The sequence below is a fragment of the Devosia sp. LjRoot3 genome (assembly GCF_964252865.1).
GTDB lineage: Bacteria > Pseudomonadota > Alphaproteobacteria > Rhizobiales > Devosiaceae > Devosia.
Genome location: NZ_CAXUPK020000001.1, coordinates 1,051,161 through 1,067,975, shown reverse-complemented (window position 1 = coordinate 1,067,975; position 16,815 = coordinate 1,051,161). Strand labels below are relative to the sequence as shown.

General features: G+C 62.5%; 15 protein-coding genes. 11 read left to right on the top strand and 4 right to left on the bottom strand.

From position 1 onward, the window contains the following. The first annotated feature begins 14 nt into the window (after positions 1 to 14). The 3 genes from ACSQ2A_RS05100 (at position 15) to ACSQ2A_RS05090 (ending at position 2,833) form a co-directional block, all read left to right on the top strand. The gene (locus ACSQ2A_RS05100; RefSeq protein WP_436071340.1) at positions 15 to 854 is read left to right on the top strand and encodes an alpha/beta hydrolase family protein; all 840 of its coding nucleotides are present in this window, start codon (positions 15 to 17) and stop codon (positions 852 to 854) included. A gap of 113 nt (positions 855 to 967) precedes the next feature. Further along, positions 968 to 1,633: a helix-turn-helix domain-containing protein gene (locus ACSQ2A_RS05095; RefSeq protein WP_436071339.1), complete on the top strand. Its 666-nt coding sequence runs from the start codon at positions 968 to 970 to the stop codon at positions 1,631 to 1,633. A gap of 78 nt (positions 1,634 to 1,711) precedes the next feature. After that, the gene (locus ACSQ2A_RS05090; RefSeq protein WP_436071338.1) at positions 1,712 to 2,833 is read left to right on the top strand and encodes an epoxide hydrolase family protein; all 1,122 of its coding nucleotides are present in this window, start codon (positions 1,712 to 1,714) and stop codon (positions 2,831 to 2,833) included. Positions 2,834 to 2,862: 29 nt separating this feature from the next. Here ACSQ2A_RS05090 and ACSQ2A_RS05085 read toward each other — a convergent pair whose 3' ends face one another. Genes ACSQ2A_RS05085 through ACSQ2A_RS05070 form a run of 4 tightly spaced genes read right to left on the bottom strand, consistent with a single transcriptional unit; the run spans position 2,863 to position 7,037 of the window. Next, entirely contained in the window at positions 2,863 to 3,999 is a 1,137-nt protein-coding gene (locus tag ACSQ2A_RS05085; protein ID WP_436071337.1) for an iron-containing alcohol dehydrogenase, read from the bottom strand. Then, the gene (locus ACSQ2A_RS05080; RefSeq protein ID WP_436071336.1) at positions 3,992 to 4,921 is read right to left on the bottom strand and encodes a dihydrodipicolinate synthase family protein; all 930 of its coding nucleotides are present in this window, start codon (positions 4,919 to 4,921) and stop codon (positions 3,992 to 3,994) included. The genes ACSQ2A_RS05085 and ACSQ2A_RS05080 overlap by 8 nt, the downstream gene beginning before the upstream one ends. After that, positions 4,921 to 5,868: a 4-hydroxythreonine-4-phosphate dehydrogenase PdxA gene (gene pdxA / locus ACSQ2A_RS05075; RefSeq protein ID WP_436071335.1), complete on the bottom strand. Its 948-nt coding sequence runs from the start codon at positions 5,866 to 5,868 to the stop codon at positions 4,921 to 4,923. The genes ACSQ2A_RS05080 and pdxA overlap by 1 nt, the downstream gene beginning before the upstream one ends. Then, a complete protein-coding gene (locus ACSQ2A_RS05070) occupies positions 5,865 to 7,037 on the bottom strand; it encodes a sialidase family protein (RefSeq protein ID WP_436071334.1) in 1,173 nt (390 codons plus the stop codon). The genes pdxA and ACSQ2A_RS05070 overlap by 4 nt, the downstream gene beginning before the upstream one ends. A 301-nt stretch (positions 7,038 to 7,338) precedes the next feature. Here ACSQ2A_RS05070 and ACSQ2A_RS05065 point away from each other — a divergent pair, with 301 nt between their 5' ends. The 8 genes from ACSQ2A_RS05065 (at position 7,339) to ACSQ2A_RS05030 (ending at position 16,809) form a co-directional block, all read left to right on the top strand. Continuing rightward, positions 7,339 to 8,841 carry an ABC transporter substrate-binding protein gene (locus ACSQ2A_RS05065; protein WP_295410589.1) on the top strand — a complete coding sequence of 501 codons (1,503 nt, stop codon included), beginning with the start codon at positions 7,339 to 7,341 and terminating at the stop codon, positions 8,839 to 8,841. A gap of 80 nt (positions 8,842 to 8,921) precedes the next feature. Further along, the gene (locus tag ACSQ2A_RS05060) at positions 8,922 to 9,836 is read left to right on the top strand and encodes an ABC transporter permease (protein ID WP_436071333.1); all 915 of its coding nucleotides are present in this window, start codon (positions 8,922 to 8,924) and stop codon (positions 9,834 to 9,836) included. 9 nt (positions 9,837 to 9,845) lie between these two features. After that, positions 9,846 to 10,769, top strand: coding sequence for an ABC transporter permease (locus ACSQ2A_RS05055; RefSeq protein WP_436071332.1), 924 nt, complete (start codon positions 9,846 to 9,848; stop codon positions 10,767 to 10,769). Then, complete coding sequence (locus tag ACSQ2A_RS05050) at positions 10,762 to 12,375, top strand: ABC transporter ATP-binding protein (RefSeq protein ID WP_436071331.1); 1,614 nt, start codon at positions 10,762 to 10,764, stop codon at positions 12,373 to 12,375. The genes ACSQ2A_RS05055 and ACSQ2A_RS05050 overlap by 8 nt, the downstream gene beginning before the upstream one ends. After that, positions 12,368 to 13,411, top strand: a complete 1,044-nt coding sequence (locus ACSQ2A_RS05045; protein ID WP_436071330.1) for a four-carbon acid sugar kinase family protein — start codon at positions 12,368 to 12,370, stop codon at positions 13,409 to 13,411. Before ACSQ2A_RS05050 ends, ACSQ2A_RS05045 begins: the two co-directional genes overlap by 8 nt. Further along, entirely contained in the window at positions 13,401 to 14,099 is a 699-nt protein-coding gene (locus tag ACSQ2A_RS05040; protein ID WP_436071329.1) for a FadR/GntR family transcriptional regulator, read from the top strand. The genes ACSQ2A_RS05045 and ACSQ2A_RS05040 overlap by 11 nt, the downstream gene beginning before the upstream one ends. 44 nt (positions 14,100 to 14,143) lie before the next feature. Next, the gene (locus tag ACSQ2A_RS05035) at positions 14,144 to 14,962 is read left to right on the top strand and encodes an N-formylglutamate amidohydrolase (RefSeq protein ID WP_436071634.1); all 819 of its coding nucleotides are present in this window, start codon (positions 14,144 to 14,146) and stop codon (positions 14,960 to 14,962) included. After that, positions 14,959 to 16,809, top strand: a complete 1,851-nt coding sequence (locus tag ACSQ2A_RS05030) for a flavohemoglobin expression-modulating QEGLA motif protein (protein ID WP_436071328.1) — start codon at positions 14,959 to 14,961, stop codon at positions 16,807 to 16,809. Before ACSQ2A_RS05035 ends, ACSQ2A_RS05030 begins: the two co-directional genes overlap by 4 nt. Positions 16,810 to 16,815 lie beyond the last annotated feature (6 nt).

The window sequence follows — 16,815 nt, the reverse complement described above, 5'->3', positions numbered from 1 at the left end:
CAAGGAGAATGTCGATGTCGTTTCTTCGTATCACCACCAAGGCCGTCGTTGTTCCGCTCGTTTTCGCGCTTGCTGCGGGTGTCTCGCAGGGCGCCGAGACGGTTGTTGATCTTCCCAATGGGCTAGTGGGCACACTGGCCGTGCCGGAGGACGGCGCCAATGGCCCGGCGGTCGTGATGCTGCACGGTTTTGGCAGTTCGCGCGACGAAGTCGGCGGGCTCTTTGCCATGCAGGCCGAAGCGCTGGCGGCTGAGGGTATCGCTTCGCTCCGGATCGACTTCCGCGGCTATGGCGAAAGCAGTGGCGACATGGCCGACACGACGCTTGAAGGGCTGGTTGCCGACGCAGCGGCGGCCCGCAGCTATCTTGCCGAAGTCGATGGCGTGGACGCTGCCCGCATCGGCGTCGTCGGCTACAGTTTTGGGGCTGCCGTTGCCATGCTCGAACCGGATGATTTCGCTTCGGTCGTCGTCTGGGGCCAGATGGGTAACCTGCAGGCCGAGTTCCACGAATTCCTCGGCCAGGATTTTTATGACAAGGCCAAGGCCGAGGGCGTTGCCAGTCTTGATCTCGGTTGGCGGGTGATTTCCCTCAAGCAGGAATTTCTCGATAGCGTTGCGCAGCATGACCTCGCGGATAGCTTTGCGGGCTATGCGGGACCATTCCTGACCATTGCCGGCGAGAGCGATCCGGCGAGCGGCTATTTTGAACAGTATGTTGGCCTTGCGGCGGGCAAGACTGAGGCGCTGGTCATTCCTGGGGCAGATCACATGCTGGGGGTCTTCAGCGATGAGCCCGAGATCGGCCGGCAGGTGATCGACAAGACCATGGCGTGGCTGAAAGAGACGCTGTAACTCAATCAAACAGAACGAATGGCCGGGCCAGCGCCCGGCCTTTTCGCGCCGACGATTGCGCAAATTGCCAAACCCGGTCAGATTGCCCGAACGCAACTCGGGCGAACGCGGGCATGCATACTGTCGTAAAACTCGATGGCTGGTCGTCGCCGGTGGTGCAGGCGGTGACGCACACCACATTCAACAGCCATGGCAGCACGTTGATGCAGCCGGACGGCTGCTGGGATTTTGCGATCCTGAAATCGGCAGCCGGCACGACGGTGCTGCGGACGGGCCTGACGACGTCGGCGGTGACGCACCAGTTTTCGGCGGGTGATGAGATCCTGTCGATCGCCTTCAAGCCCAGCAGTTTTATGTCGCTCATGCCGGGCGAAAGGATGCGCGACGAGGGGGTCGTGTTGTCCAATATCGGCCGTGATCGCTTTTCGTTGGGCAGCGATGTCCTTGAGATACCGACCTTTGAGACCGTGGACAGGTTTGTTGCCAAGCTGATCGGCAATGGCATTGTCGAGGACAATAGCCTTGTTGCGTCGGTCGTGTCCGGCCATCCCATGGCCATGTCGGAGCGGACGATGCAGCGGCATTTTCTGAGGACCACAGGGCTCACCTACAAGGCCTTTACGCAGATCGAGCGGGCTCAGAAGGCGCTGGGCCTGTTGCAGCAGGGGCGCCCGGCGGCCGATGTCGCCTTTGCGCTCGGCTATGCGGATCAGCCGCACATGATCCGCTCGGTCAAGGCGATCATGGGCCTGACGCCTGGGCAGATTGCCACCCGGTAGATTGTCGGAAATCTTCAATCCTGCGGACGGCCCGCTGGCTAGAAAGGATGCACTTTCACCCCAGCAAGGACGCAGCAAATGACCGATATTCGCCCCTTCAAGATCACCATTCCGGAAGCCCAGCTGACCGACCTGCAGCAGCGGCTGGCCAATACCATTCTCGCCAGCGAAGCTCCCGGAGCGGGCTGGAGTGCCGGACCAACCGCCGGCTTTGTGACCGGGATGATCGACCGCCTGCGCAATGGCTTTGACTGGCGCGCGGCGGAGGCCGGGATCAACCAGCATCCGCAGTTCATCACCGAGATCGATGGGCAGACCATTCACTTTCTGCATGTGAAGGCGGGGACGGCAGACGCGATGCCGCTTCTGTTGCTGCATGGCTGGCCGGGCTCGTTTGTCGAATTCCTCGACGTCATTGCGCCGCTCACGGCGGCGGGCTTCGATCTGGTTGTTCCCTCCCTGCCCGGTTTTGGTTTTTCCGGGCCGACCCGCGAGGCGGGATGGAATGATGGCCGTATCGCTGCGGCTCTGCTCGAGCTGATGTCGCGTCTGGGTTATCAGCGTTTTGGTGTGCAGGGTGGCGACGCGGGGGCGGTGATTGCGCCCACTATTGCCCGGGCGGCGCCGGATCGGGTGATCGGTGTGCATGTCAATGCCGCCACCATGGGCTTTATTCCGATGGGGCCGATCGAGCCGGAGGATATCGCCACGTTCACTGACGCCGAAAAGACACGGCTGCAGCGGTTGCAGCAGTTCATGGCGGAGCGTTTTGGCTTTAACGCGCTGCAATCGAGCCGGCCGCAGACGGTGGCTTATGGGATTTCGGACTCGCCGGCGGGTCTTATTGCCTGGCTGGGCGATATGTTCGCCGGCTTTGGAGACAGTCCAGACGCGATTGCGAGGGACAAGTTCCTGACCAATGTGCTGGTTTATTGGTTTACGGGCACCGCGGCGTCGTCGATCCGGCTCTATTACGACAACGCGCATGATCCGGAGGCCTGGAATCCGAAGCCTAATTCGGGCGTACCGACCGGGGTTGCGGTGTTTGGGCGGGATGAAGTGGCGATCCGGCGTTTTGCGGAGGGTGGCAATACCATCGTGCGCTGGACGGAGCTCGACAGCGGCGGGCACTTCGCGGCGCTGGAAGTGCCGCAGGTGTGGGCCAAGGAAGTTGCCAGCTTCTTTGAGAGTCTCAAGTGAAGTGGGGGTGGCGGCGCGAGCCGCCACCTTCAATAGGCGTTCTGGTAGATCGCGAGAATATCCGGCACGCCCAGGGGGCGGGGGTTGTTGTCGATCAGGCGCTTGATGGCGAAAGCCTCTTCGGCCCAGAGCGGGAAATCTTCCGCTTTGGCGCCGTGGCGCGAGAGCTGCATTTCAACTCCGAGATCCCGACACCAATTGAGCGCACTGGCGAGGACGATACGTTCGTCCGCATGAGCGGGAAGGCCGAGGGCGGCGAGAACGGCCGCGGTCTTTTCCGGTCGCTCCGTGGCGTTGAAGGCGAGGACGTGAGGGAAGACGATCGCATTGGCAAGGCCATGCGGAAGCTTCAGGCGGGTGCCGAGGGGATAGGCGAGCGCGTGGCCGCCGGCGGTGTTCACCGGGCCGAGGCAGATGCCGCCATAGTAGGAGGCGAGCATCATGCCGGCGCGGGCTTCGGTATCCTGACCGTTGGCGACGGCGCGGGCGAGATATTTCCCCACCAGCTCGATGCCGAGGGTGGCGTAACCGTCGATCAGCGGATGCGACTTGATGTTGGTGAAGGATTCCACGCAATGCGCGAGTGCGTCGATGCCGGTGGCCGCGGTGACGACTGCGGGAACTGAATAGGTCAGTTCGGGGTCGAGCACCACGATATCGGCCAGCATGTGCCGGCTTTCGATGGCGAGCTTGGCGAGGGTTTCGGGATTGGTGACGAGAGAGCGGATGCCCGCCTCGGAGCCCGTTCCGGAGGTGGTGGGGACCTGGGCGAGCGCGGTGCGGCGGCCCAAAACCTTGTTGACGCCGACGACGTCGAGAATGGACTGCTCGCTGTCCCAGAGCACGGCGACGAGCTTGGCCACGTCCATGACGGAGCCACCGCCGAGGCCGATCACGAGATCGGGCTTGAAGGCACGGGCGGCGGCGAGGACGGTTTCAAAGGCCGGCAGATCGGGTTCGGGCGGGATATCGACGAAGGTTTCGATGGTACCCTTGAGGCCGATGCGCGAGGCGAAGCCGACGGTGGGCGCCATGGCGACGACGAAGATGCGGCTAAAACCATCAGCCCATTCGGCGAGGCGCGAGACGGCGCCGGCACCGATTTCGAGACGCGATGGCTGCAGCAGGGTGATCGGCCGCGCCATGGAGAGGATGGGTTCAGACATTTTCTTGCGCCTCCAGCTCAGCCATCTTGGCCCAGACGGTGTTGAGCTCGGCCGGAGACAGGTCGACCAGCGGCGGGCGGACGCGGGTCCAGCCGGCGTGGTTGCGGCGCTTGGCCAGCATGGCCTTGATGGTGGGAAGCTGCACATAGGCGTTGGAGAGATCGCGCCAGGCGTTGATGCGGGCCTGGGCGGCATCGACCTTGTCGCTCTGGCTGTCGTCGAACCAGTTGTCGAAGACGACGCGCAGGTGCTTGCCGATGAGATTGGAGCTGGAGGTGATGCACCCTGCCCCGCCCGAGCGCAGCAGGGGCAGCATGAAGGGGTCGGCGCCGGCGAGGACGGAGAAATCCTGGAAGGCCGAGGCGAAGGCCTGCATGCTTTCGATCTTGCCCGAAGAATCCTTCACGCCGACAATGATGCCGGGGAAGGTCTCGCGGAGGCGCGCGGTCAGTTCGAGCGAGATGCCGATCTGGGCGATGGGCGGGATGTGGTAGAGAATGACGCGCAGGTCATTGCTGCCGACGCCTTCGATGAGTTCGGCGTAGAAGCGGAAGAGGCCCTCGTCGCTGACACCCTTGTAATAGAAGGGCGGCAGGACGACGCAGGCTTTTACGCCGGCTTCGACGGCATGCTTTACGAGTGTGATGCTGTCGGGAACGTTGGTCTGCGAGGTGCCGGGGAGAAGGCGCTGCGGGTCGATGCCCGAGGCGATGACATTTTCAAGCAGTTGCTGGCGCTGGGCGATGCTGAAGGAATTGGCTTCGCCGGTGGTGCCGAGAAGCGCCACGCCATCGCAGCCCTCTTCGATGAGCGCCTTGCAGTGCGCGGCGAAGGTGGCGTGATCGGGCGAGCCGTCTTCGAGGACGGGTGTCGCGGAGGCGCAGAAGACGCCGGAGACAGGGAGTTTGGTGGCCGGATTCATCACTTCTTCCCCGAAACTAACCGCCGCGCATAGGCGATGGCGGACTTCATGTTGACGTGGTTGGCCTTGCCGGTGCCGGCAATGTCGAAGGCGGTGCCGTGATCGACCGAGGTGCGGTCGATGGGGAGGCCCAGCGAAACGTTGACGGCGGTATCGAAGGCAACGAGCTTGATCGGGATATGGCCCTGATCGTGATACTGGGCGACGACGAGATCGAAGGCGCCGGTATAGGCGCGGTGATAGACCGTGTCGGCCGAGATGGGGCCGACGACATTGATACCTTCGGCCTGGGCCATGGCGACGGCGGGGACGACCTGCAAGTCGTCTTCATTGCCGAAGAGGCCGCTTTCGCCGCAGTGCGGATTGATGCCGGCGACGGCGATGCGAGGATTCTCGTAGCCGATACGCTTGAGGTGTTCGTTGCCGGTGCGAATGGTCGCGAGGATGCGTTCGGGCGTGGCGCGGTCGATGGCGGTCTTCAGGGACACATGGGTCGAGACGTGAATGACCTTGAGCCGTTCGGAGCCGAGCAGCATCCATGCCGTCTTCTGGCCGGTCAGATGGGCGAGCATGCCGGTGTGGCCGTCGTAGTGATGACCGGCGAGGTTCAGCGCTTCCTTGTTGATCGGGGCGGTGACGATGCAGCCGATATTGCCGGCTTCGGCATCGCGGACCGCCTTTTCGATGAAGCGGAAAGCGGCGTCGCCACCGCGCGGGTCGAGCTTGCCCCAGGGAAGCGGACCGCCTTCGATGGGGAGATCAACGACCACAGCGTCGAGATCGAGCGTGGCGCCGACGGCGTCGCGGGCTTTTTCGAGGGTTTCGCGATTGCCATAGATGCGGGTACGGGCGCGTTCGTCGGCGGACATTTCCGCCACGGCTTTCACCGAGATCTCGGGGCCGACGCCAGCCGGGTCGCCCATGGTAATGCCGATGATGTCGCTCACGAGTGTTCTCCGTCGATCCATCCCGCGGGGAGACGGACATATTTGATGGCGCGCCGGAAGTAGGTGTAGGCGACGTGCAATGCGCCGTCCTCGCCTTCCAGCAGATAGGGATAGGACAGTTCCTTGTTCCGCCCGTCGACGGAATTGTTGGAAAGGCAGGTGCCGGGGCTATCGTCCACGATGCGGCGCAGCGGCCAGGTCTTGCCGCCGTCGCTCGATACGAAAAGCGTCATCGGCGCGCGGGGCACGCCCCAGATCGGCGCACAGCCGCCGGAGGCGTCGGGGCGATCATCGCCCTCTTCGATTTCATCATAGAGCGATACACGGCGATCGGACGAGGTTGCGGCCGAGGTCGGGTTGCAGAGCATGGCCAGACGCCCATCGGCGAGGCGGATAACGTTGATCGAGGAATTGTTGTTGGGCACATCGGTCGGCGCGGGCGCGGACCAGGTGAGACCGCCATCGAGGCTTTCCGAGCGATGGACGAAATCGGACTGGCGGCGACGGTAGAAGGCGACGAAATGATCGCCATCGAGCGGCACGATGGTCATGTGGACCGAACCGATCGAGCCGGGAACCTCGGACATGGTCCAGGTCTGGCCTTCGTCATGGCTGATCGCCACCGCGGCCGTATCGTGGCTGCCATTCCAGCGCTGGCCGGGACGGGAGATGCAACGGAAAATCGGCATCATCCAGGCGCCATCATTGCGCTTGATGAAGCGGCCACGAATGAAGCTGCCGAGCGGCAGGTCGATCGTGCGCGGCTCATCGCCAGCAAGGGTGCCGCCGGAGACGGAAATGGTGCGGGCGCGCAACAGGCACTCGTCCTGATTGCCCGAGGGCTGGGCCGTGTGAAAGAGCTGCCACTGGCCGAGACCGTTGCGCCAGAGAACCGGGTTCTGTTCGGAGCGATCGGGATCATGGCTGAGGCGTACGGACGGGCCCCAGCTCGCGGCGCCTGATTTCAGCGTCGTGGCATAGATGGAGATATCCGACTTGCCTTCGAGCGTACCGCCGAACCAGAGGCAGGCGAGCGTGCCGTCGTCCAGACGTTCAATGAAAGCGGCATGATTCTGCACCATGGGCGAGGGCAAATATGCCTCTACCCGCCCATCGGCGCCTGCCACTAAACGACCATCCATACGGGCCGCAATTTCCTCCGGCGACATAGCTCTCCCCTTCGTTTGGTTGCGCCAAACTCCACACATTCACACATGTTGTCAAGTTCATGTTTGGTCCATTTCACAACACCAGACAACACGGCTTCATTTTTTATATTGTATTTTCAATGTGTTAAATCGACACTGCGGCCAGATTTGTAATCTCGATCATTTTTGGTTTGACAACTAATGATCGAATGGAAATAGTCCCTGCCCAAGGAAGGACCCTGTCCGTCCCCGGAGGAATTTGCATGAGCGCATCCGCAGCGCCGCTCATGGCACCGTCTAGCTGCGATGGGAGGTTACATTGTTGCTAAAGCCGATTCTGGTCGGCGCCCTGCTGGCGTCCACGACCATTGCACCTGCCCTGGCGCAGGCCGACACCGACATCACCGTGGTTTTGAGCGAAGAACTCGATCTCGTTGAACCCTGTATGGCCACGCGCTCCAACATTGGCCGCGTTGTGCTGCAGAACATCAGCGAAACGCTGACCGAACTCGACGTGCGCGGCGACAAGGGCCTGACCTCGCGCCTGGCTGAAAGCTGGGAAGACAAGGGCGACGGCACCTGGCAGTTCAAGCTGCGTCCGGACGTAAAGTTCTCGGATGGCTCGGCTTTTGACGCCGCCGACGTCAAGCACTCGTTCGACCGCGTTTTCTCGGACCAGATCACTTGCGAGAGCAAGCGCTACTTCGCTGACACCGCGCTTACCTTCACCGTGGTCGATGACCTGACCATCGACATCAAGGCCGAACCGGCCCAGCCGGTGCTGCCGCTGCTGATGAGCCTTGTCACCATCGTTCCCTCGGAAACGCCGATGGAATTCGTCCGTGACCCGATCGGCACCGGCCCCTACAAGCTGACCGAATGGACCGCCGGCCAGCAGATCGTGCTGGAGCGCCGCGACGACTATTGGGGTGAAGCCCCGGCCGTGACCAAGGCCACCTATGTGTTCCGCTCCGAGCCGGCCGTTCGTGCCGCCATGGTGGAAGCCGGTGAAGCCGATATCGCGCCGCAGATCACCGCCGAAGTTGCCAACAACCCGGCCACCGACTTCAGCTACCTCAATTCGGAAACCGTCTATCTGCGTATCGACAGCCAGGACGCCCCGACGACCGACATCCGCGTTCGCAAGGCGCTGAACGCCGCAATCGACCGCGAAGCCTTTATCGGTACGGTTCTGCCCGAAGGCACCGAGCTGGCTGTGGCCATGGTGCCGCCGACCACGCTCGGCTGGAACCCGAACCTGACCCCGCCGGCCTATGATCCGGACCAGGCAAAGGCATGGCTCGAAGAAGCCAAGGCTGAGGGTGTCGATACGAGCCTGCCCATCGAGATCATTGCTCGTACCGAAAACTTCCCGAACGTAACGGAAGTGGCCGAGGCGCTGACCGATATGCTGACCGAAGTGGGCTTCAATGCCTCGCTGCGCATGGTGGAAGTCGCCGAGCACGAGCAGTATTACTCCAAGCCGTATCCCGAAAGCGAAGGCACCCGCCTGGTTCTTGCCCAGCACGACAATAGCCGCGGCGATCCGGTATTCTCGATGTTCTTCAAGTATGCGAGCGAAGGCACCCAGTCTGGCGTCAACGATCCCAAGGTTGACGACCTGATCGCCCGCGCCTCGGCTGCGACCGGCGACGAACGCGCCGCCCTCTGGTCCGAGCTCTTCGCCTATATCCACGATGAAGTCGTGGCCGACGTCCTGCTGTTCCACATGGTTGGCCTCAGCCGTGTCAGCGAGCGTCTCGACTTTACCCCGACCATCGCAACCAATCAGCAGCTGCAGCTGAGCGAAATCGGCTTCAAGTAAGACCTGTTCAGGGTCCAAACTCGGAAGTGCCGGGGTCTCTCCGGCACTTCATCATTCCAAGCATTTTTCGGGTGACCGGCATGACCAAAATGATCGGACAGCGAGCGATCGCCAGCCTTCTCTCCCTCCTCGGATTGATGATCCTGGTGTTCTTCCTTTCGCGCTTGACCGGCGACCCGGCAGTTCTCTTCCTGCCCATCGACGCCACCGAAGAAATGAAGCAGCAGTTCCGCACCCTGCACGGGCTTGACCTGCCGCTCATCGAGCAGTTTGCCCGCTATGTCTTGGACCTCTTGCATCTCGATTTTGGCGAAAGCCTGCGCAAGGCGCGGCCGGCCATCGATGTCGTGCTCGAAGCCTATGCCTGGACGCTGCCGCTGGCGCTGATCACCATGGGCCTTGTTGTTACCTCGGCCATCATTCTGGGCTCGCTCGCGGCCTTCAATGTCGGCGGGTTCTTTGATCGGCTGGTGTCGATCATCTCACTGATCGGTGCTTCGGCCCCCGATTTCTGGATCGCCATCGTTGCGATCGTTATCTTCTCCATTGGTCTTGGCTGGGTGCCCACTTCCGGTGTTGGTACGCCACTGCACTGGGTGCTGCCGATTGCTGTGCTGTTCATCCGGCCCTTTGGGCTGGTGGTGCAGGTGGTGCGCGGGTCGATGATCTCGGCGCTGGGCGCACCCTATGTGAAGACCGCCCGGGCCAAGGGCGTAAAGAACCTGCCGCTGATCTTTGTGCACACGCTGCGCAATGGCATGCTGCCGGTGATCACTGTTATCGGCGACCAGGCTGCGGCTCTGCTCAATGGCGCTGTTATCGTCGAGACCATTTTTGGTTTCCCCGGCGTCGGCAAGCTGATGATCGACTCGATCCTCCAGCGCGACTTCAACGTGGTGTTGGCGGCCATCATGGTCACGGCCGTCGCCATCTTCATCATGAACATCCTGATCGACATCGCCTATGGCCTGCTCGATCCGCGAATTCGAAACTAGGAGGCGATGATGGCAGACCTGTCGCTCGCCAAATCCACTGCGCAAGACAACGTGCGGGGCCCCTCTCTGCTCTCCATGCTTTGGCGGGACAAGCTGGCCTTTACCTCGGCCGTGGTGCTGATCGTCATCGTGTTGTTTGCGGCTCTGGGCCCTGCCCTGCTTGGCGAGCTTGCTTCGGACCAGAACCTGCGCGGCCGCAATTTCCCGCCCTTCAGTTTTGAGCGCGGCTGGGCCTTTGTCCTTGGCGGCGACTCTCTCGGCCGCCCGATGCTGGCGCGTCTCGTCGTTGCGGCGCACTCGACCATGCTGATCGCGGCCGGGACGGTGCTTGCAGCGCTGACCGTGGGCGCTGGGCTTGGCCTCGTGGCTGGGTATATGGGCAAGACGACGTCGCAGGTGATCATGCGCCTGGCTGACGTGATCATGTCCTTTCCCTCGCTGCTGATCGCGGTTGTGGTGCTCTATGTGCTGGGGCCGTCGATCCCCAACATGATCCTCGTTCTCGCCATCACCCGCATTCCGATCTATCTGCGCACGACCCGCGCCGAAGTTCTGGAAGTGCGCGAGCGCATGTTCGTGCAGGCGGCGACGGTGATGGGGGCGAGCCATGCTCGCATTATCCTGCGGCACATCCTGCCGGTGGTGGCGCCGACGCTGGTGACCATTGCGACGCTCGATTTCGCCTTCGTCATGCTGGCTGAGTCTTCGCTGTCCTTTCTCGGTATTGGCGTGCAGCCGCCTGACATTACCTGGGGCCTGATGGTTGCGCAGGGCCGGCCTTATCTCAACACCGCCTGGTGGCTGGCCTTCTGGCCGGGCCTGATGATCGTGATCACCGCGTTGTCGCTGAACCTGCTCTCGAACTGGATGCGCATTGCGCTCGACCCCGCCCAGCGCTGGCGCCTGGAAGCAAGGAAGACCAAGAATGTCTGAGCCCCTTCTGAGTGTTCGCAACCTTTCGGTCGACTTCCACACCGCCCGTGGCACCGTCAATGCGGTGAAGAATGTGAGCTGGTCCATCGGGCGCGGCGAAACGCTGGCCATCCTGGGCGAAAGCGGCTCGGGTAAATCGGTCTCGGCCAATGCGGTGATGAACCTGCTCGATATTCCGCCGGCGGAAATCGTCTCGGGCGAAATATTCTATGAGGGTGAGGACCTCCTCAAGGTCTCCTACGAGAAGCACCGGGCGCTGAATGGCAAGAAGATTGCCATGATCTTCCAAGACCCGCTGGGGCATCTCAATCCCGTCTATACGGTCGGTTGGCAGATCATCGAAATGATGACGGCACATGGCCGCCCCGCCGATATGGCGCGGGCTCGGGCCATGGAGCTGATTATCCGGGTCGGCATTCCTGAGCCTGAAAAGGCGATGCACAAATATCCGCATCAGTTTTCCGGCGGCCAGCGGCAGCGCCTGATGATTGCCATGGCGCTGATGCTGAAACCCGACATTCTGATCGCCGACGAGCCGACCACTGCGCTCGACGTGACCATTCAGGCCGAAGTGCTGGCGCTGCTCAAGGAATTGCAGGCCGAGACCGGCATGGCGCTGGTGCTGATCACCCACGACCTTGGCGTTGTCGCCGAGATTGCCGACCGGGTCGTGGTGATGAACAAGGGCGAAATCGTCGAGGAAGGTTCGGTTCGCGACGTCTATCATAGCCCCAAGCACCCCTACACCAAGAAGCTGATCGATGCGGCGCCCGGCAAGGGCGAGATCAAATTGCTCGACGAGGCCGCGCCGCTGCTGCTCGATGCCAAGAAGCTGTGCAAGACCTATGGCAAGTTTCATGCGCTGAAGGATGTGTCGCTGACGCTGGCGCGTGGGCAGAGCCTGGCCGTGGTTGGCGAAAGCGGCTCGGGGAAATCGACGCTGGCGCGCACACTGCTCCGGCTTGAGGAAGCGGATAGCGGCGAAGCGTTCTGGAAGGGGCGCGACCTGATCAGCATGGGCCGAAGCGAACTGCTCGGCGTGCGCCGGCAGATCCAGATGGTTTTTCAGGACCCGACCCAGTCGCTCAATCCGCGTATGTCGGTCTTTTCGCTGATCGCCGAAGGCTGGGACATTCACAAACTCATGCCCGACCGCAGCAAGCGCCGGGCGCGGGTGATCGAATTGCTCGAACAGGTCGGCCTTTCGGCCGAACATGTCGACCGCTATCCGCACCAGTTTTCGGGCGGGCAGCGCCAGCGTATCGCTATTGCGCGGGCTCTGGCGCTCGAGCCGGAACTGATCATCTGTGACGAGGCGGTTTCGGCGCTCGACGTTTCCATTCAGGCGCAGGTGATTGCCCTGCTTGATGGCCTGCGGCAGCGGCTGGGCATCTCGTTTCTGTTCATCGCGCATGATCTTGGCGTGGTGCGCGACTTTGCCGATACGGTCATCGTCATGAAATCGGGCGAGATCGTTGAGCGCGGGCCGACGGCGCAGATTTTTGAGGCGCCGCAGCATCCCTATACGCAGCGCTTGCTGGCCGCCAATCTAGATCCCGATCCTGACGTGCAGGCACAAAGGCGGGCAGTTCTTAGCCATGCTTGAACGGGCGATCATAGCCGACGATCTGACCGGCGCATTGGACGCAGCAGCGCCCTTTGCGATGCGCGGTATTTCGACGGCTGTGGCGCTCAACCCGGCAGCCTTGCCTCAGGCCATTGCGACGGGGGCGCGTGTCGTCGGTGTTTCGACCGATAGCCGCGAAATCTCGGCTGAAGGCGCTACGACCGCAGTCCGCGCGGCACTGGCTGCGCTGCCTACTGGAACGGCGCTGTTCAAGAAGGTGGACTCGCGGCTCAAGGGCAATATTGAGGCAGAGCTTGATGCGATCCCGCACGGGCAAAGCCTTGTTGTGCCGGCCATCCCCGCTTTTGGGCGCTGGATGAAGAATGGCCGGATCGGCGGTTTTGGCGTCGCGGAGCCTATCGAGGTCGCCAAACGGCTTGGGCGGTATGCTGGAACGGCCATCGTGCCCGATATCGCCGATCAGGCTGATATCGAGAAGGCCCTGCAAAAGGGATTTGACCTGCCAATCGGCGCGCGTGGTCTTGCCGAGGCGATGGCCAAGGCCATGGCGCCCGATGCCGGCGAGGCCGATATTCTCTGGCCCGAAGGTCGTGCCTATTGCGTCATTGGCTCTACCGATCCGATTACGCTGGCACAGCTCGACCGCTTGCGCGCTGGCGCTGCGGATATCGCCTATGTTCCGGCGCCGAACGGGCAAGGCACCTCTGCCGTTGGCCCAGCGCGACTGACCATTATTCAGGCGGTGCCCGGTTTATCCCCGGCCGATGGCAAGACGGTGGCTACCGCTCTCGGCAAGACCCTTGCGAGCCTCTCCCCGCCTCCTGGCTCGCTGCTCGTTCTCTCGGGCGGGGCCACGGCGCAGGTTATTCTCGAGCAACTTGGCATTGCCGTGCTCGAACTCTTGGGAGAAGCCCTGCCTGGCCTGCCCATTGCCCGGGCGGGAGGCTTGACTGTCGTCACCAAATCGGGCGGGTTTGGCGATCCGGACACCTTGTCCACCCTATTCGCCCCATATCTCAGCGTCGGGAGCCTCGTGCACAGCCATGTCGGATAGTCTCACCGGGCGGCGCAATCTTGCTGATACGGTTTTCGACCGCATCCAGCGCTCCATCAAATCGGGCGCCTATGCGGTGGATGAACGCCTGCCGACCGAACATGCGCTGGCCGCGGAGTTCCAGGTTTCGCGCCCGGTGATCCGCGATGCACTGCAGCGCCTGCGCGACCAGGGCATGATCTATTCGCGCCGCGGCGCGGGCAGTTTCGTGCGTGAACAGGGCATTCGCGAGCCACTTGGCTTTGGCCAGATGGAGAACCTGTCGGACCTGCAGCACTGCTATGATTTCCGCCTGACTATCGAGCCGGAAGCGGCTGCCATGGCGGCGCAACGCCGCTCGCCCGAGGCCCTGCAGAAGATCAAGACCGCGCTCAACCTCCTGCGTGATGCCACCAACCGGCAGGCGCACCGCGCCGATGCCGATTTCATGTTCCACCTCAGCATCGCGCAGGCTTCGGCCAATCCCTATTTCGTCACGGCCATGCAGGCGCTGGAAGAGCATATTGCCGTGGGCATGCGTCTCCATGGTCTGTCGCTGCGGCGCACGAATGATGGTCTGGGGCATGTGCTGACCGAGCACACGGCGGTCTTTGACGCCATCAGTGCGGGGGACGTGGAAACCGCGCGCAGGCTGATGCGGGATCACCTCGCCGGATCGCGAGATCGCCTCTTCGCACCCAAGCCCTAGTATCCACACGGAACCTCCTGGCGGGCCGACACGTTTTCGTGCCCATGGAGCCAAGCGTCACTTCTCTACCCAAAGACCCGTCTTCCCTTTGGTCGATCCACCGGGGCCGGTCGCCTCTTATTGGCACCGCCATTCACGATGGCCATCTGATCTGGCCACATCTTGAGGCCAGGATGGCTCTCGATGAAGCGGGCCGGTTGCGCGAGGAAGACCCTTTTACCGCCCAGTTCATCGCCGATATGGCGAACCGCATGGTCGTGCACCGGTCGCGGTTTGAGCTTGATCTCAATCGGGCACCGGATGGCGCGATCTATCTGCATCCCGATCAGTCCTGGGGCCTTAGGGTCTGGCGGGATCAGCCGGAGGCGCAGGATGTGGAAGCGCTGATGCGGCAGCATGCGAGCTATTATTCCACGCTGCGCCATATCCTCTCCGACATCGAGGCCGAACACGGCGGCTTCGTATTGCTCGACATGCACAGCTACAATCATCGTCGGGCCGGCGCGGCGGCGCTTGCGACCTCGCAGGACGAGGCGCCAGACATCAATATCGGCACGTCGTCGATGGACAGGGCGCGTTGGGCGCATGTGCTCGACCCGTTCATCGATTGTCTTCGCCAGCACAAGCTGGGCGGACGCTCGCTCGACGTGCGCGAAAACATCGCTTTTGCCGGCAAGGGAGAGCAGACCCGCTTCGTGCATGAGCATTTTCCGCAAACAGGCTGCGCCATTGCCGTGGAGTTCAAGAAGATCTTCATGGACGAATGGACGGGCGAGCCGGACGAGGCTGCCATAGCCGATTTGCGGGAGGCAATCCGGTCTTCCCTCCCCGTGCTTGAAGCGGCCCTGGACGCAAGGAGATGACCGGAAAGAACGACCTGCTCGACATTGCCCAGCTCGAGGAGTGCCTTGAGCGCGAGGATCCCATTCGCCTCGATCTCAACGGACGGGGCCGGCTTTATGTCGACCGGCCGATGCCGTTCATTGCCGTCTGTATCGGACGACAGGCGCAGCCGGCGGCGCGCGAGGCGGTGACGGCGAATGCCGCCTATCTTCTGGTCCGGAATGCCACGGATGCCATTGCGGTGCTGTCGGTCGTCGGCAAGGCGATGCAGAAGCGTTTTGGCGGCTTTCTGGTCATCGACATTGGGGAAATGGCGGAAGACCGGCTGGCCGCCGATGCGCCCTATCTCGCACCCTTCGCGGTGAGCGTTTCCAATACGCCGGACCAGGCGGCACAGGCCGCGGCGGCCTCCTTTGCCAGCGCCATGCAAAAGGTCGATTCCCGCTATCGCTCGCCGCGGATCGAGCGAATGGCGGCGGCCGAAGACAGGGCCGCGGGGCTTGCGCGAAGGGTCACGCGATTTGGGGTGCTGACCATCCGCTTTGCGCCGATCTACAGGGCGCCGCAGTCAAAGAACATCTATCCCGAACTGCGCGACCGGCTGGCGGCCAATATCGTCGATGCAACCCTGCGGGGCGCGGCCGAGTTTGCGCGCGCCGGGACCGGCATTTCGATCACCACCCACCGGGCTCTGGGCCGGCGCGTTTTCATCGATGCGGTCGGTCGCGCCGACCGGGCCATCGACGACATTGCCGGGAGCTTCGATTTTCTGCTGGCGGTTACGCCGATCAATGCCGAGGCGGCATGGGCCGAATTCAGCGCGGCCGGCTTTGAGCGGGCGCCGCATTTTCTCTATCGTCCGCTCACCTTCGAGGTGGCTGCGACCAAGAAGGCGCTCTTCGCCATCGGGCTCGATCATTTCGAGGATCCCGTGCTGTCCCGGCTCTACCGGGAAAAGCAGCAGGAACTGGACCTGCAGCTCTCGATGTTATCGCTGCGCGATAACAGACAGTTCAAGGAGTTGGGCCGAGCGCTTTATCAGTCGGTTGAACCCCGGCTGGTGCAAATGGCTGGTGATATTCTTGCCGCCACGGCCCGCAAGGCCGGCAGGAACGAGGCCGAGAATGTCGATTACCGCTTCGTGGAAAAGCGGGCGCAAGCCATGATTTCCCGCTATTCCGGCCAGGCCAGCGGCTTTGCCGCAGAAATCGATATTCGCGACGACCTGCCGGCAGGCTTGATGGTCTCCAATGGCAGGTTGCTGATCTCGCGCAATACCAGAGTGGCCCGGGATCGCGTCGAGGCGTTGCTCAGCCATGAAGTGGGTGTACACCTGCTCACCTATTTCAACGGGTCAGGTCATGGCCTCAGACTCTTTCGCTCTGGCCTCGCCGGCTATGAGGGGACGCAGGAAGGACTGGCTGTTCTGGCCGAATTCCTGGCGGGTGGCATGAATGTCGCGCGCCTGCGATTGCTGGCAGGACGTGTGCTGGCGGTGGCCGCCATGCTGGACGGCGCCAGCTTCGTCGAGACATTCCGCCTGCTGAGCAAGGAGCATGGTTTTTCCGACACCAGCGCTTTCAGCGCCTCGTTGCGGGTCTATCGCGGCGGAGGCCTCGCCAAGGACGCCATCTATCTGCGTGGCTTGCTGGAAATCCTGGCGCACCTTCAGGCTGGCGGCTCGCTGGAGCCGTTCTGGCTGGGCAAGATCGCCGCCGACCACTTTGCCGTCATGCAGGAATTGAGCACGCGCGGGTTGCTCAAGCCCGCCCGGATCGAACCGCAATTTCTTTCCATCAAGGGCGCCGAAGCGCGCCTTGACCGGCTTCGTGCCGGCCTTACCCCCATTGACCTCATTCAAGCCTAGGAGCCG

Coding starts and splice junctions, on each gene's coding strand:
- ACSQ2A_RS05100 (WP_436071340.1), top strand. CDS start 15: ATGTCGTTTCTTCGTATCACCACCAAGGCCGTCGTTGTTCCGCTCGTT.
- ACSQ2A_RS05095 (WP_436071339.1), top strand. CDS start 968: ATGCATACTGTCGTAAAACTCGATGGCTGGTCGTCGCCGGTGGTGCAG.
- ACSQ2A_RS05090 (WP_436071338.1), top strand. CDS start 1,712: ATGACCGATATTCGCCCCTTCAAGATCACCATTCCGGAAGCCCAGCTG.
- ACSQ2A_RS05085 (WP_436071337.1), bottom strand. CDS start 3,999: ATGTCTGAACCCATCCTCTCCATGGCGCGGCCGATCACCCTGCTGCAG.
- ACSQ2A_RS05080 (WP_436071336.1), bottom strand. CDS start 4,921: ATGAATCCGGCCACCAAACTCCCTGTCTCCGGCGTCTTCTGCGCCTCC.
- ACSQ2A_RS05070 (WP_436071334.1), bottom strand. CDS start 7,037: ATGTCGCCGGAGGAAATTGCGGCCCGTATGGATGGTCGTTTAGTGGCA.
- ACSQ2A_RS05060 (WP_436071333.1), top strand. CDS start 8,922: ATGACCAAAATGATCGGACAGCGAGCGATCGCCAGCCTTCTCTCCCTC.
- ACSQ2A_RS05055 (WP_436071332.1), top strand. CDS start 9,846: ATGGCAGACCTGTCGCTCGCCAAATCCACTGCGCAAGACAACGTGCGG.
- ACSQ2A_RS05050 (WP_436071331.1), top strand. CDS start 10,762: ATGTCTGAGCCCCTTCTGAGTGTTCGCAACCTTTCGGTCGACTTCCAC.
- ACSQ2A_RS05045 (WP_436071330.1), top strand. CDS start 12,368: ATGCTTGAACGGGCGATCATAGCCGACGATCTGACCGGCGCATTGGAC.
- ACSQ2A_RS05040 (WP_436071329.1), top strand. CDS start 13,401: ATGTCGGATAGTCTCACCGGGCGGCGCAATCTTGCTGATACGGTTTTC.
- ACSQ2A_RS05035 (WP_436071634.1), top strand. CDS start 14,144: ATGGAGCCAAGCGTCACTTCTCTACCCAAAGACCCGTCTTCCCTTTGG.
- ACSQ2A_RS05030 (WP_436071328.1), top strand. CDS start 14,959: ATGACCGGAAAGAACGACCTGCTCGACATTGCCCAGCTCGAGGAGTGC.